The sequence below is a fragment of the Bacillus sp. FSL E2-0195 genome (genome assembly GCF_038003645.1).
Classification (GTDB): domain Bacteria; phylum Bacillota; class Bacilli; order Bacillales; family Bacillaceae_G; genus Bacillus_A; species Bacillus_A mycoides.
In genome coordinates this window covers 949415-971133 of the sequence record NZ_JBBOPN010000001.1, presented here as the reverse complement: position 1 = coordinate 971133, position 21719 = coordinate 949415, and the positions used below count along the sequence as shown (strand labels likewise).

Below are 21719 nucleotides of genomic sequence, written 5' to 3'. Positions count from 1 at the left end.
TTGCACTACCTATAAAGCAAGAAACATAGAAAGGAGAAAATTTTTTAACATATCATATCTAGTTATTTAGATATCTGTTATTGTATTTCAAATTACATAGTCCTGATAATATTGGCATCCAATCATACTTGTAATAATGCTTCTTTGTTAATGAATTTACTTTCAAAATACTGATACGAATGGAGAGTTTTATAAATGAAAAAAGTAAATCCTTTACTTATTCTGACACTCGCAATAGGTGTGTTCGGAATTATTACTACCGAGATGGGTATTGTCGGCGTATTACCACAAATCACTGAAAAATTCGGAATTTCAACTACACAAGCTGGATTTTTAGTAAGTATATTTGCACTAGTTGTTGCTATTTCTGGTCCGTTTTTAATTCTGCTCGTCTCTAGTATTAATCGCAAAATAATTTTATTAACAGCAATTTTTGCATTTGTTATTTCAAATATAATCTACGCTTATACAACACAATTTGAAATCATGCTTATTTTTCGTATTTTACCGGCAGCACTTCATCCACTCTTCTTTTCAATCGCTCTTGTAACAGCTGCTAAACTTGTCCCTCCAGAAAAGAGCGGTCAAGCGGTTACAAAAGTTTTCATGGGAATTACTGTTGGCTTTGCTTTAGGTGTACCACTAACCTCTTACCTTGCAGACCAATTTTCACTCGAAATTGCTTTCTTATTCGGAGCGCTTGTTAACACTCTTGCATTCATTGGAATACTAATTCTACTTCCTTCTATGCCTGTTAAAGAAAAAATGTCTTTCGGCAAACAAATTCGTATACTCGGCAAACCAGGATTATGGTTAAATATTTTAACCGTCACATTCCTTTTTGCAGCCACGTTTTCCGTATACAGCTACTTCGCTGAATACCTTGCAAAAGTAACTTCCATGAACGGATCTCTCATCAGTATCATGCTATTCATATTTGGTATCGTTATGATTTTAGGCAATCATTTATTTGGTAGTCTCCTGCAAAAAAGTATAGTAAATACAGTAATATTATTCCCTATCCTATATTCTATTGTTTACATATTGGTTTATTATTTAGGTTCCTACCTTGTTCCAATGATTTTTATCGTATTCATTTGGGGAATCGTACATGCTGGTGGATTAATTGTTGGTCAAACATGGTTAATAAGCGAAGCAAAAGAAGCGCCTGAATTTGGTAATAGTCTATTCGTTTCGTTCTCCAATCTCGGAATTACTTTAGGAACAACTATTGGAGGCTGGTTCATTTCAAACTTAGGTATTCACCAGCTTATTTGGAGCGGATTCATTTTCACACTACTCTCATTTCTGTTAATTATAATAAAACTAAAATTTTTCAATTCTAATAGCCAGGCTTCATTATCAAGTTAGTACATTTTCAGTTTCAAATTTTATAAACTAAAAAGTATAATGATCAAAGCCTTTAGCCATAATTACGACTAAAGGCTTTTTTGTATATAAAGTGAAACTTTACTCAGCGGGGGTTTTGTTCATCCCCCCACTGAGTATTAGCCTTCACCAATCGGGCGTTTACGGGCAGCAGGGCTCCCACCTAACTTCTTTGCTCCAGCTGAATTTTGAGGTGGGAGTTTTACTGCCCGCAAATAGCGGGATAAAAATAAATCTAAAAGGAGCTAATTTTATGGAACATAATCAAAATGGAGTACTTGCTTTAATTGTTTTGTTTTTAGGATTAGTGTTTTTTGTTAGTGGAATGGTTTATCATTTATGGGGTTCTTATTAATTTCAACTTTTAGAAAGATAAATAATTTAAAAACTAAAACGTATATTGTAATTATCGATATGGCATATTTCCAAAAACAACTTAACATGGTAAAATAATATTCGGACGGGAGTCCAATATTATTAAAATTAAGATGGTTCAAGTCGGAGAAAGGCACCTTAGGGTGTCTTTTCTTTTTTGTTAATTAATAGCTTGTTCTCTTCTAGGTAACTCTTTAAAATATAAATTTTAATAAAAAAGACGCTCATGCAGGATCCTTTCTATCCTCTTCATTATAATCAAGAAGACACTCTTTCATTATTTTTGTATCTCTCGGTAACCTTTTTTCAAACTTTGACCATCCGTCGAAGATCATTTTGTTTGGCAAAGGACACACAAATCCTGTAATACAATCCCAAAAAGCATCCCAGTTTTCCACGTACAAATCAGGAAACTCAAGCTTCTCTTTAAGAAGTAAATGCAATTCTTTTGCATTATAAATGTTGCTTACATCTATGACAATAATTGATTCATGTTCATTACTCAATTATATATATAAATCATACTTAGTTAAATTGGGTTGATTTTATAAGGAGTCAAAAACCTCTAAATGTTTATTTTATAATTATATAAATAATCCTAACATCTTCAAAAATTGATATAATGATACAGTTATTTATAGCAATCAGGGAGATGTACAGCATAAACTATACACATATGCCAAAAGAAATAGGAATGATTAAGCGGACTCCATTCGCTTCAATACCGAAGAAATTCATCGGTATTGGTAATATTGTTAAAAAACAAACAAAAGTGGAGCGCCCTAAATTAGCCCAAGACAAACAAGAAATTATTGAAAACAAGTTACTATGTTCATTTCTTTCTGAAGAGAAGGTATTGATTACTTATTATAGAGATGGTCATTTACTTACTAGATATGTGACTGTAACTGACATAAATCCGATAAAGAATTTAATAACTTGCACTGATGCATCTTATAACAGAGTTTTCCTTAAATTTATAGATGTAATTGATTTGAGATAAAAAACATACAGTTTTTCAAATATATCCAGGAATAAAAATGAAAGAATCTTGTATTCTAGGTTAAATACAGATAGAGAAAAAGTGTAAGTTCTTGTGAGAATTAGCAAGATAAAGGCTGTTTGTTTAGGTTTTGGACTGTCTGTTATGGTTATCGAATTTACAAATACAAAAGAGGAACAGAACACAATAGAGAAAACTAAAGAAGCATTTAGATAATAGTTGAAAACGCCCGATTAAGGACGGCTTCAACTATTATCTAACTTTAATATATTCATACCACCATTTACCACCTGATCAAGTATCCACCCACCAAGTAATCTTATCTAACTCTGTATTAGGTAGGACATCGGTTTGGATATAACACATAGTCCAGAAAGTGAATCAACATTAACGCTACCTTTTATTCCTCGTTCTGCCATAGCTTGAATAGCTTCATCTAAGGAGTTAGTATCGAATCCACCTGACTTAACGTATTGATATCCACATTAGAACCGCCGTTTCCTTCACAATTCCCAACAGTTTGTCCCGTTAGAGCGTATAGTCATACCCCCTCCTTATGGTAATTCTTTTTGTAAATCTCTTTATTTAAATGTATAATTGTATGAAAAGTTCTAAAACTTTGAATCGAGGTGAAAAGCATGAGAAGTTTTGGCTCATTAATGATCTCTACTATCTGCTCAATAATCCTTATAATTTGGAATGCCTATTCCTTCTATGATGGATTCACGATGGGACGTACGTATTACTGGGTTAATGGCATCGCAGCTGTTATCTTCTTTCTATTCTTTATCGTAGACATGCGAGAGATCTGCAAGAAAAACTATAGAACCTCAGAACAATAGGAGTTGATACATATGTGGAAAAAAATTAAGAATTATAGATTGAGCTTAAAAGATTTAAAGTTCATGTTATGGCTGTTCGGTATTACATGCTTTATATACAGCTACAATTTCATTGTAGGACTTGCTTTTGTCCACAAATTCCAAATTTATGATTTAGGTGGTGCTATAGCGACATTCGCCGCATTTATGGATACTAGAAATAGGATTAAAAATAAAAATTATAAAGCAGCTTAATATAAAAAGGATCCTTTGCGGTTTCCTTTTTTCTATGTAAAATAAAAAAGCATCGAATTCGCTACTTTAATTGTTTGTTGTTTGCTTCTATTTCTTCTTCATTAAATAATTTTTGTACATTTCTTTTTAAATCCAATCCTTTATAAACAAGTTCCTTGAACTCTTTCATAGATAATGGATCATTCAATACTTCCCATAATCCTATCAATTCTGTATATTTAGGTGCCTCCGTAACATACTCGTGTGATTTAACTGTTTCGAAGTGTCTATGGAATTCCCAATGACATTCTTCGCATAAATAGTAGAACCCGGAACACCTGTCATTTACACTCAAACTATTTTCTGTTCTATGGTTTCCTAGCCCCATTGTTATTCCTCGCTTTCTACTTGTAAATTTCTATTTCAATTGAATATGCAATATTTCATATTTCATTATTGTAATATTTCTTTATTAACTATCACTTTCTAGTTTATCATTAATATCCATTGATAAATCAACGTTTGTAATTTAATTCCTTATATTAAACCCCGACAAGATACTTTTAAACACTTTATTCAAATAATTATATTGGAATTTCTTGTTATACAAATCTATACGTGTTTTGTGTATTATATAGCAGAAGAGTAAGGTAAGAGTTACTCTTTGCCATTTTAGAAAAGGTTCTGTTGGAGACAACAGGACCTTTTTTGTTCGAATTTCAATAAAACAATTCTTAAATTCCATCTCATTGGAAATAACTATATAATGAAACTGATTAAATATTAGGAGTGCTATTAATGTCTGATATAATCCGTCTCTTAATTATCATGATGATTGCAACCTTTTTATTTTCTTCCATAATAATGGAGTTTAAAAAACCTCAAAAAAGCATGTTTTGGTTCTCAATTGAAGTCTTGTCTCTCCTCGGAGTTTTACTGCTAATAAAGGAATTTTTTATCAATCATATAACATAGTCCCCTGAATAAAATTCAATATTCCGTCAATACTGTAGACAACCGATTAAGTTACTTTCTCCTTGTTCCCCCTTGGAGAACCGAGCAGTTAGCTTTTGCTGACTGTTCTTTTGTTTGAAATTAAAATAGCGTTTTTGTTCCAAATGATGCCCTCATTAATTCGGACACATTTACCATTATTTTTACCAAAAAATTCATGATATCGTTAATTAGTCGAGTACGTCATTACTTGACGATTACCCTTAGGAGCCCCGCAGACAATCGGGGTTTCTTTTATTTAGAGCCATTGTCTCTTTTAGGGTGATATAGTCCTTAAGATCTTGTTAAACCAGTGTAATTACGGTTGGAACTTCATTCTGTTTGACACATATCCCCAGGCTATCTGGACATGATAAAAGATGAGGTGACTGACATGAAGGATAAAATATTAGAATTAGTACCAGGATCGGTAAAAAAATTACTCCAGAAAAAAGTTAAAGATGGAAACCGATGCATCATTGATTTGGTTGTGGATGATGCAACTGCTTATGGATTTGAACCGGAGCAAGTAATCCCCTGTATCATGGCGGGTTATTATGTTTATGAATCTACCACCTATCCCAGTGAAATGGAAGAAGAATTGAAGCTAAACTTGGTTTTTCATGCGGCCAATCGCTCGGCAATGAAGCTTCTGTCTTATGGGAAGTATAAAGCGAAACAATCGGAAAGTGGATGGATGAGATATACAAATCCATAAGGTTTACTTAACATACCCTAACTAGCTTGGTGAGCATGAGGCAACGTCACATGCCCATCGACTTGAGATTTTGAAATACCCCAAAGTATTTTGGTGAAAAAAAGCAACATTTAAGTTCCTTATGACATTTTTCTAATATAAGTTGTAACATTGCCTAAACAACAACTACCTTGTGGATTGTTTACTTCACAACCACATCGATTTTCTCTTATGTTTTCGCGAATATGCTCTACTGGATTAGGAGTAAGTCCATTTTCTACATATTGTTTGATTTTTTCTTTTGTCCAATCAAAACAATAGCAAATTGGTGTAGTTGCTGAGTCATCTTTTTGATTTACAGCTACCTTTATGTCCGATACAAAGTATTTTTTATTATTCGTATCAAAATAGACTACATCACAATCTTCGTTTGAACAAAAATAGTGATTTTCTTTAGCATTTAATGTTTCTAATGCCGATGGTTTAAGCAATGATTTTAGTGTAATCAACTTTACATTCTTAGCTTTATTTTTACATGATGGACAATGACCATTATTTTTAATTTTTATTCCTTTAAGGTTACTACAACAATCTTCCATTATTCTCCCACCTTTACAATTTATTATTTTTATAAATATTCTTCTACTTTCTTTTCTGAATCTATTAAAGTTTCGATAATAAGATATTGCATCTGTCTCACCTCATATAAAGTATAAACCCTGTGCCATAGTACAGGGTCAAGGAAAGTATTATTTACTATATTATCGATTTACTTTCTTAAAATAAACTGTCATTATTCAATAAGCCTTTTTCAGCAATATACTCCGATTGCGAAATTCTAAAACTACATTTAGGGCGATTAACCTTTATCACCTCGTAACTCTTTACTACAACGTTTTACAAAAAATACTGTTATTAAAATAATAATTCCTATACTCAAAACAAGTAATTGATCGAGTGCAATCACATCACGAAAAATCCAACGAGAAACAAAACCGAAGCTAGACATGCACACACATATAAAACCAAAATAATTTAACCATCTATGTACATTTTTCATTCTTCCCCCTCCTTAAACTTGCATTTTATCATTCCATCCTGTTTTTGGGTGTGAGTGCTGGCTAGTCGTGTGGTGATACCCCTATATAGGGCTTTTTCTTTTTTCTCAATGACCAATATTATTAAAATTAAGATGGTTCAAGTCGGAGAAAGGCACCTTAGGGTGTCTTTTCTTTATTTTCAAAAGGACCTGCTCAATTATTGCGTAAAAAACATAAAGTAATTTGAATCCGTTAAAATACATGAGTGACCCCTTGTTTTCCCCTCTTATTAAAGGAGGAGCTATTATGGGATTTGGTGGTAGTTGTAGTAGTTGTGGCGGCGGCTTTGCTTTACTAGTTGTATTGTTTATTTTATTGATCATTGTTGGAGCTTCTTGCTTCTGCTAAAAAACTATCGGAAAAGACACTCTTATATGGGTGTCTTTTCTTTGTAATAAAAAGCTCTCCATAAAGGAAAGTTTTTAGGTTTATACATTCAAGTCATCCAGATTAGTTATTTACACAACACTTTATCACTTTCGGTCTTTAGTGTGAAATACAAATAATCCTTCCGCTACACAAAGCTGCTCAACTAACTTTAATTCCTTAAGTTCAAAACTTATATAGTTAAAAAAGCCGATTAGTGTGTGTTGATTAAAGTTTCACTTTATTTCTTCGCATCTTTCATGCTGTAATATCCTAAATTAATAATAATTAAGAAATACCCACCCATAATTCCAGCAGCAAATGTCCACATGAAATCATGGTGTTCAATTTCATACATAATAATCGCACCGAGTATCGCGGCTGCAAATCGATTCATCATTCCAAGCATCGGTGCTTTTTCTTTTTTTACAATGCTATCTCCGAACTTTTCAATACGCCTCCCTAAAATCCATACGCAGTACATACTAACTAGAAGGCCAATGCTTATCCCTACAAAATGGGCTGAGAAAGGTGTCATAGACCAGCCCAATAACATCACGCCTAGCAAACAATATATTTGTATGTTAAATGATCTTAGTGCCATACGAATCATGTTACGCTCCTTATCTTTCTCATTATATTTCCGTATCATCAATCCCATCTTTCGAACTTCAAGCTTTCCGATATATCTTTTTTAAAATGAGGGAATTTTATTTTACTCACCATTAAATAAGCGAGTATGCATGTGCCAAACGCCACGGAAACTGGATTATTCAAAAAGCATAAAATGAGAAGACACATTGCCGCAAATGGAATGGGCATTCCGATAAATGTCGGAAGTTTGCTTTGTTGCGTGTTAAATCTCGCAAGTCGAAGCATGCCACAAACACTGTAAGCAAGCGCACATAACATCCCGATGGACTGCAAATCTTTTAAAGCGACACTATATGCAAGAATAGACGGTGCTACACCAAAAGTAACTAAATCCGCAAATGAGTCTAACTCTCCACCTATTTCCGAAACAGCATCAAGTTTCCGAGCGACCATGCCATCAAAAAAATCAAATAACATTCCTGTAATAATAAAAACTGCTCCCAAATACATATCGTGAACGAAAACAGCATAAATAGCCAAAAGCCCACATACAAAATTTGCTATCGTGATCATATTTGGTATGTAACTCATAACAGGATTTTCCTCCTTTCTACTAATCCCTTCATGTAGACTTTCTTACTCATTAGAATCAATAGCCTTCTGTTTTTCTTCCAATATAACTTTATTTATTTTCATTAACGTATCAGTCATTTGCTCTAAAGCATTTATATCGATTTTAGAAAAGTATTTCTCAATTAATACGTCATCTAACTCAGACAACCGCTCTATATACTTACTACCGTTTGGACCAAGTGTAAGGAAATACTCCCGTTTATTATTAGGGTTTACTTGTTTCGAAATCATCTTCTGTTTTTCCAATTTCGATAAAACTTGGCTCACAGCACTTTTCGATATATTAAAAGTACTCGCAATGTTATTTGCTGTCGTGTTTTCATTTAAATTGATATAAAATAGCATGCTCTCTTGCTGCCCTGTAAGACCGAACTCATCCTTTAACTCCTGAAATAGTAAAATGTAGAAGTCATTGTAGGCTCGATTCATTTCATTAATTACTTCTTTATACGATCTAGTCATAGCATTCTTCCTCCAGTCATGCTGTTATTTTATTTCGTTTCAGAATATAGTTTAGTTAACTTAACTAAACTATATTATACCTTTATGTTCGTGTAAAGGGAAATATCGCTCCATCCTTCACTTACCATCTTACAAAAAAGAAGACATCTTAATTGATGTCTTCTTTTTACATGTGACTTTACCCACAAAGTTGCCACTAAAGAAAGCATATCTTTGCCGTGGATTAGTTATTAACCCATAAGCTTGCCGTGAATGCTGTTGGTTTGTAATAAAGTTTGATTAAAATGCTTGGGGTTATTTATTGTTTGTGAATAATTTTTTTTAAAAGTTTACTCCTTTTTCTACCTGTGTTTGCCCAACAATCTCGCCCTATTGTTGAATAAGGTTCAATTTCAAACAAATAAAGCCATTAATATTAAATCTTGATAGTCGCCATCCAATTTTACACCCTTTACTTTTCTACCCTCTTCAAAAAAGCCTAGATTCTTATATAACTGGATTGCCCCTAAATTATCCTCCATTACCTCAAGAGAAATTTTTTCAATCTTACTGTTATTTTTAGCCCAATTGATTAGCGTTTCTAGAAGAGCTCTTCCAATACCATAATTTCGATATTCAGGTAGTATGGTCATCGCAAAAGCCCCTTGATGACTAATTTTTTCTTTGTTTCCGTTCTTAAAATCGATTGCACCGACTAACTTACCATCAACTTCAGCAATAAACTTTACATAATTTGGATTTTCATAATAAGCTTTTAACGTTTTTTGAATAGCATCAACACTCGTCTTTTTTACATCCTCAACCGTACTTAGCATGTATGGAGCGTTTATTAAAGCTTTTGAAGCAGAATCTAGCATTCTTTCTGCATCCTGTTCTTTAGCTTCTCTAATTGTTACTGTTTTTCCATCTTTAGATTTATAAGTAAAAACGTTAGTTGATAATATATTACACACACCCTTTCGGAATATAATTAATCGGATTTTTTAACTATTCCAGAATTCTTAAGTAAGAGAAAGTCGTATCACCTTTTTCTGCAATCGATCTCCTTCAACCTAATAACAATTATTTCAAATATTTTCAATTTTGACAAGAATCCATTCCATTATATGGCCCTTTAGTGGAGTAACTTTATTGCTACTCAACAGTTCCTTAATCCGCCTTTCAGTCCAGACCTTCTTTTCACTATAAAAACATCTCTTTAGATAAACAGATTCAAAAGGACAAAACATCACGTCTTTTTTATAAACACCGTGACTTTATTTAAAAGCGGCATTAAAAATATTCTTCAAATCCTAGAAGCATAAGTTTGCCGCAACCAAAAAACATAAGCTTGCCGTTTCGGCAAACTTATGTTCATATCACATTATACTTAAGACTCCAAACTCTCACCATTCGTCTCAATTACTTCTTTATACCAATTGAAACTGTTCTTTTTCAATCTTTTTAATGAACCTTTTCCTTCATTATCTTTATCAACGTATACATATCCGTAACGTTTTTTCATTTCTCCAGTAGAGGCACTTACAAGATCAATCGGTCCCCAGCTTGTATATCCGATAATATCTACCCCGTCTTGGATTGCTTCTGACATTTCCGTCATATGTTTTTGCAAGTAATCAATACGGTATTCATCATTCACTTCGTCTTCACCATTTAATTGATCAATTGCACCAAGACCATTTTCAACGACAAATAAAGGTTTTTGGTAACGATCGTAAAGCTGGTTCGCTGTAATACGGAAGCCTGTCGGATCGATTGTCCATCCCCACTCTGATTTTTCAAGATATGGGTTTTCAACAGAACCAAATACATTTCCGCTCGTTATACTTTTTAACACTTCGGGATCCGTACTTGTTACTCGGCTTGAATAGTAGCTAAAGCCAATATAATCAACGGTATACTCTTTCAAAATGGACTCATCTTCTTTTTCCATTTCAATCGTTAAACTATTATCTTTAAAGAATCGTTTCGCATATCCAGGATATTCTCCTCTTGCTTGTACATCAATGAAGAAGAATGATTCACGGTCTTGCTCCATCGCGCGTAGAACATCACCTGGATTACATGTATATGGATACGTCGCACCTGCAGCAAGCATACAACCAATCTTCGCATCTGGAATAATTTCATGACACGCTTTCACAGCTAAAGCACTTGCGACAAGTTGGTGATGCGCTGCTTGATATTGAATTTGTTTTTTGTTCTCACCTTCTTTAAATGCTAGCCCTGCTCCCATGAAAGGTAAATGCAAAAGCATATTAATTTCATTAAATGTCATCCAATATTTCACTTTATCTTTATATCTATTAAAAATCGTTTTTGCATACGTCTCAAAGAAATTGACAAGCTTTCTACTTCTCCAGCTTCCATACGTTTCTACTAAATGAACAGGAACATCAAAGTGAGCCATCGTAACGACTGGTTCAATGCCATACTTCAACAGTTCATCAAATAAATTATCATAAAACTTTAATCCTGCTTCATTTGGCTTTTCATCATCACCATTTGGGAAAATACGTGTCCATGCAATAGATACGCGTAACGCTTTAAATCCCATTTCTGCAAACAGCGCAATATCTTCTTTATAACGATGATAAAAATCAATTGCTTCATGTGATGGATAAAACTCCCCTTCTACCGGTGTAAATGAATGAATGTTTCCTTTCATAATGTCCCAACGGTTTTCACCAGTTGGTAATAGATCCACCGTCGTTAACCCTTTCCCGTCTTCTAAATATGCGCCTTCCGCTTGATTGGCTGCGATTGCTCCACCCCATAAAAATCCTTTAGGAAAAATAACTTTAGACATATAGAAAAACTCCTTTATATAAGAATTAACGAGGAAAGGCATTGCAAGTTTTAAAGAATACCTTTCTTCGTTTGAACCTGTATGAAATGTAACTACTATTTAACTGCTAACTCTAGTAAAGAATCTCCTGCTTGAATCTTTTCTACTTCAGTTTTTTTAATGCTATATTTATCATAATTTGTAACAACAACTGGTGTTGTCACAATATAACCCGCCTTTTGAATTTCAGCTATATTAAATTCAATAAGTAATTGCCCTTTTTCTACTCTTACTCCTTGTTCAATATGAGAAGAGAAAAATTCGCCATTTAATTTCACAGTATCCATACCAATATGGATTAAAATTTCAGCACCTGAATCCGCCGTAATTCCTACTGCATGATTTGTTGGGAAAAGTGCAGAAATCGTACCTGAAACTGGTGAAAATAACTTTCCTTCTGAAGGCTCAATTGCAACCCCTTCACCTAACGCACCTGATGCAAATGCAGCATCATCAATATGTTGGAGTGGCTTAACTACACCATGAAAAGGACTAAAGATTATTTCATCATCGTTTGATGCAGCAATTTTACCAATTGTTTCAGCTGTTTTTGTAGATGTTTGCTTTTTAGTAAAACCAAATAAGTAAGTAAGAATAAAACCTAATATTAAGGAAACAACCATCGCAATAATTGCGCCCCAAAATCCAGCTGTGATACCTTCTTTCGGACTAATAAATGTTGGAAGCGCAAATATCCCAAGACCACCTGTCATATAAGCTTGCGTACCGAATATGCCAAGTATTCCGCCGCCAATTCCTCCCGCAATACAGCTCATAATAAACGGCTTTTTAAGAGGAAGTGTAATACCATAAATCGCCGGCTCTGTAACTCCGAAAATACCTGAAATAAAAGCTGGAATACTGAGCGTTTTTATTTTCTGGTCTTTCGTTTTCATCCAAACTCCAAGAACAGCCCCAATTTGAGCAAATGAAGTAGCGAATATAAGCGCTAATATAGGATCAATACCATGCACTGCTAAATTATTATAGCCAATCGGGACAATTCCCCAATGAAGTCCGAAAATAACGAGCACTTGCCAGAAAGCACCAAGTACTATCCCTGCTACTAATGGACTTAAATTATAAACCCAAAGTGTAGCCTGTCCTAAAAATTGACCTGCCCACGTCGCAATCGGGCCAATCACAAGAAATGTAACTGGTACAACGATAAGTAATGTGAAAAATGGTACTAAAAATGTTTTCACAACATCCGGAATGACTTTCTTTAAAGACTTTTCTACTTTCGATCCAAAATAAGTAGCGAGAATAATTGGAATAACAGATGACGCATAATCCATTAAAATAACTGGTATTCCTAAAAACGTAATATGAATTGGTGATTCAAACATCGTTCCAGCAAATAGCGTATATAATGGCTCACTTGCTTTTAAACCTGATAAAGCTGGATAAACTAAAGCTCCCCCAATTGCCATACCAATGAAAGGCGATCCTCCAAATTTCTTACTTGCTGTATATCCTAGGAAGATTGGGAAGAAATAAAATAACGAATCCCCAACCCCGTTTAATATTTGATACGTTCCTGACTGCGTACTTAACCAACCTAACGCTACAAATAGTGCATTAAATCCTTTAATCATCCCTGTTGCAGCTAGTACTCCTAAAATAGGAGTGAAAATGCTAGAAAGAATATCTATAAGACTACTCTTTTTCTTCTCACCCGCATTTTCTTCCTCTGTTTCTTGAAACCCTCCAGCAGCAATAACCGCTTTATACACGTCGGATACATGGTTACCAATAACAACTTGATATTGTCCACCGCTTTTCATAACAGTTACAACATCTTCCATACTCTTCAGTATTTCCGTATTCGCTTTACCTTCATCTTTTAACTGAAACCGTAAACGAGTTATACAATGTACAACGCTATTTATATTTTCTCTCCCGCCAACATTTTTCAGTATGTCTTTTGCCAATTGTTCATACTTCATAGTAGTTCCCCTCCTTACAATCATCCCATTTATCATTTATAAAAGAAAAAACCTAAACTAACTCTAATAACGTGATACATACGAATCACTCAATTAGAAGTCAATTTAGGTTTTGCCTGCCAAACAGTAACAATCCCGTCTATTCAATTACATAGTTCATTGCGCTTCGTTACACGATGAATGTGCAACGTTACATACACTTTTTCATCTTTTGAAAGATGACTATTATGTGCTTTTCGTAAGTATGCTTCTATTTTTTCTGTACAACTATATGCTTCATGATACTTACTTCTCACTTGCTCATATAAAAAATCATCTTCGGCCGAATTCAATTCCTTCTGCATTAAACGCTGGGCAAAATATCGTAAATGTGTTACAAACCGACTATAATTAAATGAATTTTCATCTAAGTTCATCTTATAGTGGTACTTTACAATATTTAAAATATCTTGGACGATTTTCGTCATCGCCACCGTTTGCTGCATCGCCGGCTCTCCTTGCTGCGCATTAACGAAATGTAGCGCAATTGACCCTGCTTCATCTTCAGAAAGTCTAAACCCAGTCTCTTCTTCAATCATATTCAAAGCTTGTAGACCAATTTCAAACTCTTTCTGATAAAACCTCTTAATCTCCCAAAGCAAAGTATTTTTGAGATCCATTCCTTCTTTATGCCGCGTTAAGGCGAAACTTAAGTGATCCGTTAATGTAAGATAAATATAATCACTTAAAGCCCCTGGCAAAACTGTCTTAGCAAACTGAATAATTCTCTCTGTAATTTCTAAATTCTGCACAGGAATTTCAGTTAACAATCTAGCAAGTTTCTCTGATAATTCTTTTGTTTCTAAAACAAAGGTTTTTTCTATTTTAGATTCATCAATTGTATCGCCTACTTTTTTCTGAAACCCCAAACCTCTGCCCATAAGTACAACTTCTGTCTCATTATCCTTCATCGTACAAATAACATTGTTATTTAAGATTTTATGGATTCTCATATTGTTCCGCCTTCTTTTTCTTAAAATCACAAAAGGTAATAAAAAAACCTAAACTGATTCCAAAAAACTACATATGTAGCCTCCTTGGATCAATTTAGGTTTTGCCTGCCGAACAGTAACAATCCTTGTAATTATTAACTTACCTTTATTATACACAAGGGGTAAGCGTTTGCAATAATAAATTATTGAAATTTTTTTTACAAAGGAAAACATGCCTAATCATTTTTCAATTCCTCATTAAATTCCATATAGACCCATTACTGGTTAAAATGTTATAATTAAAACACCCTACATAGTTACTCATGTTCAGGATGAGAAACTAGCGTCTTATTAAGTAATGCGCATAACTTAAATAAACAAGACACTGCAAAGTGTCTTGTTTATTTGCATCAAGTTTCCTTTTTATCCCAAAACCAATATAATAAAATGTAACATTTAATACATATAAAGAAAAATATAGATTTATTAAATCATTATGGCACCCATGAAAGTACTTTTATTTTGGAGGAACAAACTATGAACAAAAAGTTATTAACATCATTATTATGTAGCTCATTCTTATTTGGATTATCAGCTTGCAGTTCACATGATACATCTAGCAGTAACACGAAAAACGAACAGGAGACTTCTAAAGAAACAAAGAATGATGAACTTAGCAACAAGGATCCTCAAAAAGAACTTCCCACCCATGGAGATTCTTCTGATGTATACATATCAATACACTCTGCCGATTCATTAGATGTTATAGGTAATGGAGAAGTTAAAGCACAAGGTGTATTTAAAGTATTAGACGTCGCAGTTTATAATCGTCAAGAGGAACCCATTACACTAAATAACAATAACTTTAAATTAATTGACGGAACCGGAAGAGAATATCACATTTCTAATGAATCTCAATTAGTACTTAAAGCTGCAAATACTGCTACATTTAAATTTGGTGTTCTTAATCCTAATGAAAATTCGGAAGGGAACATTGTATTCGATGTTCCGAAAAATACGCAAGGATTAACTTTGAAAATTAATGGAGATATGCTGGATGAAGGGATCGAGTTAAAGGTGGAATAGTCAAAGAAAATACAAACCGCCTATCACAACTTATACTAACATAACAAAAAGTACAGCCTCTGTATTAACTACAGTAGACTGTACTTTTTCATTTGTGATTTTGTATAACTCACTATAATAGGATTCCTTAGTTCTTTTGAGAAGATGCTCTCCAATCACGAAAAGATGTTGGAAACCCAGAATGTCCACGTTGCTTTGTAACAACTGGTTTCTCTTGAAGAGTAGTTGATTTCTCTTCAGGAATAGTTGGTTTTTCTTCAAGAATACTCAAAGCTGTTTGCATTTTCTCCAGCTGTTCTTTTAAAGCTTGCTGCTCAATCTTTAAATCCGTAAGTAAACGTAATATCATCTCAGAATTAGCCATAACGATCTCCTTTCCCCCAATGCACAGAATAAAATACCATATGTAATAAGCGGAATACTCGTGACAAAAATAAGTTCGTCAACTCTTTTAAAATACCGAGTACTTTTATTTTTTCAAAAGGACCTGCTCAAGTTTATCCGTAAAAACATAAAGTGATATAAATCCATTAATATATGGACTTTATGGAAGGAGGAGTTAATATGGGCTATGGTGGTAGTTGTGGAGGCTATGGTGGTAGTTGTGGTGGAGGCTGTGGTTTTGGCGGTGGATTCGCCTTACTTGTTGTGCTCTTTATCTTATTAATCATCGTTGGAGCTAGCTGTTGGGGCGGCGGATTCGGCTGCTAATAAGAGGCACTCTTGAGAGTGTCTTTTTTTTATTTCTCAATATAGGGCTAACATATATGTGTTACTATCAAAAGGCGAGATTCCCTAAGCGTAATATAGTAGTTTACCAACTATGAAAGCCACTGTCACAAGAAAACAGTAGGCTTTTATTTTGTTATTTAACAAGATTAAAACATGAATTGCCATTTCCCCTCAGTAACATTTTTAAATTGACATAGCACTTCCTGCACCATATACTGTTAACAACAGTATACTGTCATTAACAGTATATATTCTAATTCATTCTAGGAGGTATATTCATGAAACATACAGGAAGACATACAGGTGCATTTCTTTTGTTATTTTTAGCAGAAGGTGATAACTATGGCGGACAGCTACTTCAGAAATGTGAAGAAGAACTTCCGGTCAATCCAATTGATAGTGCCATCCTTTACCGCACGCTGAAGAAATTAGAAAACGAAGGTGCTATTGAATCTTATGTAAGTACATCAGTTCCAGATAAGCCGAGAAAGATGTACAAAATTACTACAGCCGGAAAAGAACAATTAGCGGATTTTCAAATGGATATTGAGGAAAAAATGAAAAACTTATCATTTTTCTTAGACAAATATAAAGACTTAAAGGAATCTAATCATGATTAATGGCGCTATCCTTTACACTTTGGCCATTATTCTTACGGGGATTTCTTTTATGAAGGATCGGAATAAAACGAAATTTGCCCTATTAAAATCATGGAAAATATTTCAAAACCTTCTCCCTGCCATGCTCTCCATTATGCTTTTCGTTGGACTATCACTTTCTATCTTAACGCCGTCCTTCATCTCTTCCATCATTGGAGAACAGTCTGGATTTTTAGGTATTATTTATTCAGCACTACTCGGATCTGTGGCACTTATCCCAAGCTTTATCGTGTTCCCACTTGGTAATACGTTAGTACAGCACGGCGCAGGTCTTCCTCAAGTTGCGGCACTCATGTCTACACTAATGTCAGTAGGAATTACAACCTTGCCTATGGAACAAAAGATATTCGGACGAAGCTTTGCTTACGCTCGTAATGCATCTGCATTACTCATGTCACTCCTATTCTCATATATCATTTGGGTGGTGATGGTATGAAGGAACTAAAAAGATATCGCTTCTTTTTCATTTTGCTGATTGGACTTATCATTCTAACTTTTATAAACCAATCTTTAGGATGGAGCGCATTACAATTAACGGGGAATAGCATTTTAGATATGTTGTTTCTACTCCCCCCTGTCCTAATATTTGTAGGGTTACTTGATCAGTGGGTGAAGAAAGAAACGCTAATGAAATACATGGGAGAAAAGTCCGGCATATATGGAATATTATTCTCCCTATTATTAGGCGGCATTGCAGCTGGTCCCCTCTATGTTGCCTTTCCGATTGCAGCACTACTATTAAAAAAAGGTGCAAGCATTAGGTACATCGTATTTTTCTTAGGCGTTTGGACAACTGCGAAATTACCAATTATGGTGTATGAATTTTCTTCATTCGGAGCTACCTTTACGCTCATTCACATTTGCTTCGGTCTGTTGTTCTTCTATGTAATGGGCATCGTTTTTGAGAAGTTTTATGATCAACGGCAGTTGTTGCAGTATGATATTACGAAAGAAATGTAAAAAGACATCTTTATCTTGTAAAGATGTCTTTTTAATATGAACCTTAATTTTCGTTCTGTAAAACCCTCGCTGCCTTTACTTCCTTTTTCTCTTCTTTTAAGAACAACGATACGATAAAAGCAATAACGATAAAGATTAACCCTAGTGTAAATGCGCCTTGGAATCCAGATGTTAAACCGTTTAACTTCTCTACTGGATCCATTGGATTTGCTGAGCTTTCCATATACTTAGTTGTTCCTGAAGACATTTTCGAAATAAAGATAGCTGTACCAATTGCGCCAGCTACTTGCTGTAACGTATTAAACAGTGCTGTTCCGTGCGGATATAAATCTGGTGTTAATTGATTTAATCCATATGTTTGTGCTGTCATGACAAACATGAGTCCAACCATTAATACGCTATGCATGACAATAATTTGTACCATTGATGTATCAGGAGTAATGCCTTTAAATAAGAACATTGCAATACCCACTAACACAATACCGGGAACGATAACAACTTTCGGGCTAAATTTATCAAATAGTTTACCTGCGATTGGTCCCATTATGGCGCTAATAATACTTCCTGGAAGCATTATTAGTCCTGATTTAAATGCTGTAACGAGTAAAACTGTTTGTAGGAACATCGGTAATAAAGTCATCGTTGAAAATAACGACATCATCACAATGACGATTAATCCAACTGATATTGTAAACATCGGCACTTTAAATGCACGTAATTCTAAAATTGGATTCTCAATTTTTAATTGTCGCACGACAAAAATACATAGTGATATAAGCCCAACAATTAAAGCGCCGTACACTTTAGCATCGGACCATCCTAAATCACCTGATGCACTAAAGCTATACACAAGCCCGCCGAATCCTAATGTCGATAAAAGAATAGATGGATAATCTACTTTTGGTCTTGTTAACTCCGTAACATTTTGAATGTATTTCATCCCAATCATAATTGAAATGATCACGATAGGAATAACAATGTAGAATAACCAGCGCCAATTTAATGAATCCACAATTACTCCTGATAATGTAGGACCAATTGCTGGAGCTGCCATCATTACAAGTGCGATTAATCCCATTGTGGCACCGCGCTTTTCAGGCGGGCAAATAATTAAAATCGTATTCATTAATAACGGTGAAATTAACCCGGTCGCTACTGCTTGGACGATACGGCCGATTAATAAAACGGAAAATGTCGGTGCGAATCCCGCAATTAATGTACCGACTAAAAATGTTACCATAGCGATCAAAAACATTTGTCTCGTTGTGAGCCATTGCTGAAGTAACGCTGTAATCGGGACTAAAACACCAACTACTAACATGTATGCTGTAGAAAGCCATTGAATCGTTGAAGCTGTTACGTCGAATTCTTTCATTAATACAGTTAACGCATTACCAAGTAATGTTTCGTTTAATAATGCAACCATTGCCCCTAAAAGTAATGCAATTAAAATCGGGGTATGTTTCATATTAGAAGTATCAACTTTGCCACTTGCAGGGCTCTTAGTTGTTATATTCATTTACAAATTCTCCTCCTGTTTCTTACTTAAAAAGCTTTAAATACACCGGAACACATGTAATATAATATACATATGTAGATTAAAAAGGGAGAATCAATTTTCAGCCATTGTATATTTAATCTACAAAAAAGGAGAATTGTAGATGAATGATAATGAAAAACAACTTGATTTACGTATTAGACGTACACATAAATTACTATGGGATTCCTTATTTGAATTAATGACGCAATCAAAACAGAAATATAGTACTATCACGATTAACCAAATTTGTGATCGTGCAATGGTACACCGAACAACTTTTTATAAACACTTTGAAGATAAAGATGCTTTATTAGCATTTGGATTTAAACGCTACAGCAAGATGATTGCTGAAATACCGATTTCAGATCGATTAAGTAAACCATTTCAAGTAATGGAACAATTTCTACACCATGAAGAAATCGGTAAAATATTAGAGACGCAAATGTCTGATGAACAATTTATTAGCCGTACACAGTATTTAAGTCACGAAACGAGAAAACAAGAAATAGAAGCGTTAAATCAACTTTGCAAAAACCATACGATGCCAAATGATTTAATCATTGAATTTTATTCAGGGGCAATCACCTCATTAAGTGCATGGTGGTTTAAAAATGAAAGAAGCGTTTCTGCTGCTGAAATGGATAGGTATCTCCACCAACTTATTAACCGGAATATTTTTCAGTTTGAAGAAGAATAACTTCACCATCAAAAAAACGCCTATATGAAATAGGCGTTTTTTACATACTATTACTTACCGATTTTCTTCAAATCCGAACTTTCTATAATTGAACGAGAATATCCATCTTTCCCAACTCGCACCATAGCTCTTCCCAACTGCTCAGAAGTTATCACACTGCCGAATCGCTTCAACAGAGGATTAAAGGGCTTCATCACATCATACATTAATTGGTACAATTTCGTTTTTGATTTCACACCATTTGCCGGAATGATTAATCTTAGTCTAAACATATACGCAGATTTGAAAGGTAAACGTAATAACTCATTTTCCGTTCTCTCCTTCACTCTCGCCCACATCGTACGTCCTGATTCTGTACTATCTGTTCCGCTACCGGATACGTAAATGAATGTCCTGTTTGGATTTAACTTCGCTAATGTTTTTGCGGTAGATAACGTTAATTCGTACGTAACTATAGAATAAAACGTCGATAAATTTTCGTTCCAAATATTCAGAATTAATATTAAAATAAACAATGGGGATAGGGGTATGGAATCATAAATTATACATAACGAGGGAATAGAAATGAAAATTCAATTAAAAGCTGATTTAATGCTACTACTAGTTACATTTTTTTGGGGTGCATCCATCCTACTTACAAAGCTTGGACTTGATGGCATAGAAGAATATAATTTAATCGCATTACGATTTATTATTGCCTTTCTTTTATCAGGTTTAATATTTTACAAACATTTATTCAAAGTCGATTTTAAAACTGTAAAATATGCTTTTATACTAGCTTCCGTTTTATTTATCGTCTATATTTTCGCGACTTTCGGTACAAAGTATACAAGTGTCTCTAATGCTGGTTTCTTACTATGTCTCACAGTCATTTTCATTCCGATATTATCAGCTATATTTTTAAAACACATTCCTGAAAAGAAAGTTATATTAGGAATTGTGTTAACGATAATAGGAATTGGCTTATTAACATTAACTAGTGAATTCAAGATCGGTAACGGCGATATATTTTGCATATTGTCTGCTTTATTTTATGCCATTCATGTCATCATTACTGGAAACGTAACAAAACATGTGAACTCGATTGCGCTCGGGGTCATACAACTCGGTTTCGTCGGCCTATTTAGTCTTATTTTTTCATTAGTGATGGAAACCCCAAAACTTCCTAGCACGATCAACTCATGGCTAATCATATTAGCCTTAAGCATATTTTGCACCGCAGTCGCTTTCATCGTGCAAGTTATCGCCCAGCAATACACGACGCCTACACATACGGGACTTATCTTTTCATTAGAACCTGTCTTTTCAGCAGGCTTTGCCTTTGTTTTCACAGGCGAAACGCTCACAGGGAAAGGCTATTTAGGGGCGACGCTTATATTATTGAGTGTGTTGATTGCTGAGGTGGACTTTAAGAGTTTGTTGAGGCCTAATTATAAGAAGAATATAGAGTAAACATTTCACTATGATCAATAAACATACCCCAGAAAAAATATGAGTTTATATCATTCTCTTCACTTAGATTTTCTTTTAAATGAGACTTTTTTAGATGCTATCTTCGAATAAGGTAGCATCTAAAAAATGTTAAAAGAAATTTACCCCTAGTATCTTCT

Annotated in this window: 27 protein-coding genes and 1 pseudogene; 13 read left to right on the top strand and 15 right to left on the bottom strand. The window is 34.3% G+C overall.

What is annotated here, in order from left to right:
* The first annotated feature begins 195 nt into the window (after positions 1-195).
* The gene (locus tag MHH59_RS04960) at positions 196-1371 is read left to right on the top strand and encodes an MFS transporter (protein WP_340850897.1); all 1176 of its coding nucleotides are present in this window, start codon (positions 196-198) and stop codon (positions 1369-1371) included.
* 617 nt (positions 1372-1988) lie between these two features.
* On the opposite strand, the gene MHH59_RS04955 is transcribed toward MHH59_RS04960, so the two are convergent.
* Positions 1989-2270 (bottom strand): barstar family protein, encoded by a 282-nt coding sequence (locus tag MHH59_RS04955; RefSeq protein WP_033710138.1) that lies wholly within the window; start codon positions 2268-2270, stop codon positions 1989-1991.
* Positions 2271-2425: 155 nt separating this feature from the next.
* On the opposite strand from MHH59_RS04955, the gene MHH59_RS04950 reads away from it, so the two are divergent.
* Positions 2426-2767: a YolD-like family protein gene (locus tag MHH59_RS04950; protein ID WP_002125679.1), complete on the top strand. Its 342-nt coding sequence runs from the start codon at positions 2426-2428 to the stop codon at positions 2765-2767.
* 294 nt (positions 2768-3061) lie between these two features.
* Here MHH59_RS04950 and MHH59_RS04945 read toward each other — a convergent pair.
* Positions 3062-3249 (bottom strand): annotated as a pseudogene (locus MHH59_RS04945) (N-acetylmuramoyl-L-alanine amidase C-terminal domain-containing protein); the annotation flags it as partial.
* Positions 3250-3405: 156 nt separating this feature from the next.
* Here MHH59_RS04945 and MHH59_RS04940 point away from each other — a divergent pair.
* Together MHH59_RS04940 and MHH59_RS04935 are read left to right on the top strand one after the other, a co-directional pair.
* A complete protein-coding gene (locus MHH59_RS04940) occupies positions 3406-3609 on the top strand; it encodes a hypothetical protein (RefSeq protein ID WP_340850895.1) in 204 nt (67 codons plus the stop codon).
* Between the two features lie 12 nt (positions 3610-3621).
* The gene (locus MHH59_RS04935; RefSeq protein WP_016093184.1) at positions 3622-3843 is read left to right on the top strand and encodes a hypothetical protein; all 222 of its coding nucleotides are present in this window, start codon (positions 3622-3624) and stop codon (positions 3841-3843) included.
* A 61-nt stretch (positions 3844-3904) separates the two neighbouring features.
* On the opposite strand, the gene MHH59_RS04930 is transcribed toward MHH59_RS04935, so the two are convergent.
* Positions 3905-4210 carry a hypothetical protein gene (locus MHH59_RS04930; RefSeq protein ID WP_002134718.1) on the bottom strand — a complete coding sequence of 102 codons (306 nt, stop codon included), beginning with the start codon at positions 4208-4210 and terminating at the stop codon, positions 3905-3907.
* 999 nt (positions 4211-5209) lie between these two features.
* On the opposite strand from MHH59_RS04930, the gene MHH59_RS04925 reads away from it, so the two are divergent.
* Positions 5210-5533 carry a hypothetical protein gene (locus tag MHH59_RS04925; protein WP_002064068.1) on the top strand — a complete coding sequence of 108 codons (324 nt, stop codon included), beginning with the start codon at positions 5210-5212 and terminating at the stop codon, positions 5531-5533.
* 119 nt (positions 5534-5652) lie between these two features.
* Here the strand turns inward: MHH59_RS04925 and MHH59_RS04920 are convergent, their stop codons facing one another.
* Positions 5653-6111: a putative iron-sulfur cluster-binding metallochaperone gene (locus MHH59_RS04920; RefSeq protein WP_340850894.1), complete on the bottom strand. Its 459-nt coding sequence runs from the start codon at positions 6109-6111 to the stop codon at positions 5653-5655.
* A gap of 260 nt (positions 6112-6371) precedes the next feature.
* On the bottom strand, positions 6372-6572 hold the full coding sequence (locus MHH59_RS04915) for a hypothetical protein (protein WP_002087259.1): 201 nt from the start codon (positions 6570-6572) through the stop codon (positions 6372-6374).
* Between the two features lie 286 nt (positions 6573-6858).
* On the opposite strand from MHH59_RS04915, the gene MHH59_RS04910 reads away from it, so the two are divergent.
* A complete protein-coding gene (locus MHH59_RS04910; protein ID WP_000505688.1) occupies positions 6859-6960 on the top strand; it encodes a YjcZ family sporulation protein in 102 nt (33 codons plus the stop codon).
* A gap of 259 nt (positions 6961-7219) precedes the next feature.
* Here MHH59_RS04910 and MHH59_RS04905 read toward each other — a convergent pair whose 3' ends face one another.
* From MHH59_RS04905 to licT, 7 genes are all read right to left on the bottom strand, one after another.
* The gene (locus MHH59_RS04905) at positions 7220-7591 is read right to left on the bottom strand and encodes an ATP synthase subunit I (protein WP_340852906.1); all 372 of its coding nucleotides are present in this window, start codon (positions 7589-7591) and stop codon (positions 7220-7222) included.
* 38 nt (positions 7592-7629) lie between these two features.
* On the bottom strand, positions 7630-8163 hold the full coding sequence (gene pssA / locus MHH59_RS04900; RefSeq protein ID WP_201055675.1) for a CDP-diacylglycerol--serine O-phosphatidyltransferase: 534 nt from the start codon (positions 8161-8163) through the stop codon (positions 7630-7632).
* 45 nt (positions 8164-8208) lie between these two features.
* Positions 8209-8667, bottom strand: coding sequence for a MarR family winged helix-turn-helix transcriptional regulator (locus tag MHH59_RS04895; protein ID WP_002125665.1), 459 nt, complete (start codon positions 8665-8667; stop codon positions 8209-8211).
* Positions 8668-9059: 392 nt separating this feature from the next.
* Positions 9060-9620 (bottom strand): GNAT family N-acetyltransferase, encoded by a 561-nt coding sequence (locus tag MHH59_RS04890; RefSeq protein ID WP_002125663.1) that lies wholly within the window; start codon positions 9618-9620, stop codon positions 9060-9062.
* A gap of 416 nt (positions 9621-10036) precedes the next feature.
* Complete coding sequence (locus MHH59_RS04885; RefSeq protein ID WP_201055673.1) at positions 10037-11476, bottom strand: 6-phospho-beta-glucosidase; 1440 nt, start codon at positions 11474-11476, stop codon at positions 10037-10039.
* 95 nt (positions 11477-11571) lie between these two features.
* Positions 11572-13464, bottom strand: a complete 1893-nt coding sequence (locus tag MHH59_RS04880) for a beta-glucoside-specific PTS transporter subunit IIABC (protein ID WP_201055671.1) — start codon at positions 13462-13464, stop codon at positions 11572-11574.
* A gap of 143 nt (positions 13465-13607) precedes the next feature.
* On the bottom strand, positions 13608-14456 hold the full coding sequence (licT, locus tag MHH59_RS04875; RefSeq protein ID WP_002130869.1) for a BglG family transcription antiterminator LicT: 849 nt from the start codon (positions 14454-14456) through the stop codon (positions 13608-13610).
* 516 nt (positions 14457-14972) lie between these two features.
* Between licT and MHH59_RS04870 the strand changes: the two genes are divergently transcribed.
* Complete coding sequence (locus MHH59_RS04870; protein ID WP_002169011.1) at positions 14973-15521, top strand: DUF4352 domain-containing protein; 549 nt, start codon at positions 14973-14975, stop codon at positions 15519-15521.
* A 127-nt stretch (positions 15522-15648) separates the two neighbouring features.
* Here MHH59_RS04870 and MHH59_RS04865 read toward each other — a convergent pair whose 3' ends face one another.
* The gene (locus tag MHH59_RS04865; protein ID WP_002140614.1) at positions 15649-15885 is read right to left on the bottom strand and encodes a hypothetical protein; all 237 of its coding nucleotides are present in this window, start codon (positions 15883-15885) and stop codon (positions 15649-15651) included.
* Positions 15886-16085: 200 nt separating this feature from the next.
* On the opposite strand from MHH59_RS04865, the gene MHH59_RS04860 reads away from it, so the two are divergent.
* The 4 genes from MHH59_RS04860 (at position 16086) to MHH59_RS04845 (ending at position 17872) form a co-directional block, all read left to right on the top strand.
* A complete protein-coding gene (locus tag MHH59_RS04860; protein WP_000540380.1) occupies positions 16086-16232 on the top strand; it encodes a YjcZ family sporulation protein in 147 nt (48 codons plus the stop codon).
* Between the two features lie 299 nt (positions 16233-16531).
* Positions 16532-16873, top strand: coding sequence for a PadR family transcriptional regulator (locus tag MHH59_RS04855; protein ID WP_002159060.1), 342 nt, complete (start codon positions 16532-16534; stop codon positions 16871-16873).
* Positions 16866-17348: a hypothetical protein gene (locus MHH59_RS04850; protein ID WP_050000899.1), complete on the top strand. Its 483-nt coding sequence runs from the start codon at positions 16866-16868 to the stop codon at positions 17346-17348. The genes MHH59_RS04855 and MHH59_RS04850 overlap by 8 nt, the downstream gene beginning before the upstream one ends.
* Positions 17345-17872, top strand: a complete 528-nt coding sequence (locus tag MHH59_RS04845; RefSeq protein ID WP_002087271.1) for a permease — start codon at positions 17345-17347, stop codon at positions 17870-17872. The genes MHH59_RS04850 and MHH59_RS04845 overlap by 4 nt, the downstream gene beginning before the upstream one ends.
* Before the next feature lie 43 nt (positions 17873-17915).
* On the opposite strand, the gene MHH59_RS04840 is transcribed toward MHH59_RS04845, so the two are convergent.
* Positions 17916-19391, bottom strand: a complete 1476-nt coding sequence (locus MHH59_RS04840; protein ID WP_063226607.1) for an MDR family MFS transporter — start codon at positions 19389-19391, stop codon at positions 17916-17918.
* Positions 19392-19533: 142 nt separating this feature from the next.
* On the opposite strand from MHH59_RS04840, the gene MHH59_RS04835 reads away from it, so the two are divergent.
* Complete coding sequence (locus tag MHH59_RS04835; RefSeq protein WP_002186556.1) at positions 19534-20109, top strand: TetR/AcrR family transcriptional regulator; 576 nt, start codon at positions 19534-19536, stop codon at positions 20107-20109.
* 50 nt (positions 20110-20159) lie between these two features.
* Here the strand turns inward: MHH59_RS04835 and MHH59_RS04830 are convergent, their stop codons facing one another.
* A complete protein-coding gene (locus MHH59_RS04830; protein ID WP_201055669.1) occupies positions 20160-20624 on the bottom strand; it encodes a hypothetical protein in 465 nt (154 codons plus the stop codon).
* A gap of 49 nt (positions 20625-20673) precedes the next feature.
* Here MHH59_RS04830 and MHH59_RS04825 point away from each other — a divergent pair, with 49 nt between their 5' ends.
* Positions 20674-21561, top strand: coding sequence for a DMT family transporter (locus MHH59_RS04825; RefSeq protein WP_002134700.1), 888 nt, complete (start codon positions 20674-20676; stop codon positions 21559-21561).
* The last annotated feature ends 158 nt before the right edge of the window (positions 21562-21719 follow it).

Excerpts from the sequence above, each read along its gene's own strand:
- MHH59_RS04960 (WP_340850897.1), top strand. The coding sequence starts at position 196 with ATGAAAAAAGTAAATCCTTTACTTATTCTGACACTCGCAATAGGTGTG.
- MHH59_RS04940 (WP_340850895.1), top strand. The coding sequence starts at position 3,406 with ATGAGAAGTTTTGGCTCATTAATGATCTCTACTATCTGCTCAATAATC.
- MHH59_RS04935 (WP_016093184.1), top strand. The coding sequence starts at position 3,622 with ATGTGGAAAAAAATTAAGAATTATAGATTGAGCTTAAAAGATTTAAAG.
- MHH59_RS04930 (WP_002134718.1), bottom strand. The coding sequence starts at position 4,210 with ATGGGGCTAGGAAACCATAGAACAGAAAATAGTTTGAGTGTAAATGAC.
- MHH59_RS04925 (WP_002064068.1), top strand. The coding sequence starts at position 5,210 with ATGAAGGATAAAATATTAGAATTAGTACCAGGATCGGTAAAAAAATTA.
- MHH59_RS04920 (WP_340850894.1), bottom strand. The coding sequence starts at position 6,111 with ATGGAAGATTGTTGTAGTAACCTTAAAGGAATAAAAATTAAAAATAAT.
- MHH59_RS04915 (WP_002087259.1), bottom strand. The coding sequence starts at position 6,572 with ATGAAAAATGTACATAGATGGTTAAATTATTTTGGTTTTATATGTGTG.
- MHH59_RS04910 (WP_000505688.1), top strand. The coding sequence starts at position 6,859 with ATGGGATTTGGTGGTAGTTGTAGTAGTTGTGGCGGCGGCTTTGCTTTA.
- MHH59_RS04905 (WP_340852906.1), bottom strand. The coding sequence starts at position 7,591 with ATGATTCGTATGGCACTAAGATCATTTAACATACAAATATATTGTTTG.
- pssA (WP_201055675.1), bottom strand. The coding sequence starts at position 8,163 with ATGAGTTACATACCAAATATGATCACGATAGCAAATTTTGTATGTGGG.
- MHH59_RS04895 (WP_002125665.1), bottom strand. The coding sequence starts at position 8,667 with ATGACTAGATCGTATAAAGAAGTAATTAATGAAATGAATCGAGCCTAC.
- MHH59_RS04885 (WP_201055673.1), bottom strand. The coding sequence starts at position 11,476 with ATGTCTAAAGTTATTTTTCCTAAAGGATTTTTATGGGGTGGAGCAATC.
- MHH59_RS04880 (WP_201055671.1), bottom strand. The coding sequence starts at position 13,464 with ATGAAGTATGAACAATTGGCAAAAGACATACTGAAAAATGTTGGCGGG.
- licT (WP_002130869.1), bottom strand. The coding sequence starts at position 14,456 with ATGAGAATCCATAAAATCTTAAATAACAATGTTATTTGTACGATGAAG.
- MHH59_RS04870 (WP_002169011.1), top strand. The coding sequence starts at position 14,973 with ATGAACAAAAAGTTATTAACATCATTATTATGTAGCTCATTCTTATTT.
- MHH59_RS04865 (WP_002140614.1), bottom strand. The coding sequence starts at position 15,885 with ATGGCTAATTCTGAGATGATATTACGTTTACTTACGGATTTAAAGATT.
- MHH59_RS04860 (WP_000540380.1), top strand. The coding sequence starts at position 16,086 with ATGGGCTATGGTGGTAGTTGTGGAGGCTATGGTGGTAGTTGTGGTGGA.
- MHH59_RS04855 (WP_002159060.1), top strand. The coding sequence starts at position 16,532 with ATGAAACATACAGGAAGACATACAGGTGCATTTCTTTTGTTATTTTTA.
- MHH59_RS04850 (WP_050000899.1), top strand. The coding sequence starts at position 16,866 with ATGATTAATGGCGCTATCCTTTACACTTTGGCCATTATTCTTACGGGG.
- MHH59_RS04845 (WP_002087271.1), top strand. The coding sequence starts at position 17,345 with ATGAAGGAACTAAAAAGATATCGCTTCTTTTTCATTTTGCTGATTGGA.
- MHH59_RS04840 (WP_063226607.1), bottom strand. The coding sequence starts at position 19,391 with ATGAATATAACAACTAAGAGCCCTGCAAGTGGCAAAGTTGATACTTCT.
- MHH59_RS04835 (WP_002186556.1), top strand. The coding sequence starts at position 19,534 with ATGAATGATAATGAAAAACAACTTGATTTACGTATTAGACGTACACAT.
- MHH59_RS04825 (WP_002134700.1), top strand. The coding sequence starts at position 20,674 with ATGAAAATTCAATTAAAAGCTGATTTAATGCTACTACTAGTTACATTT.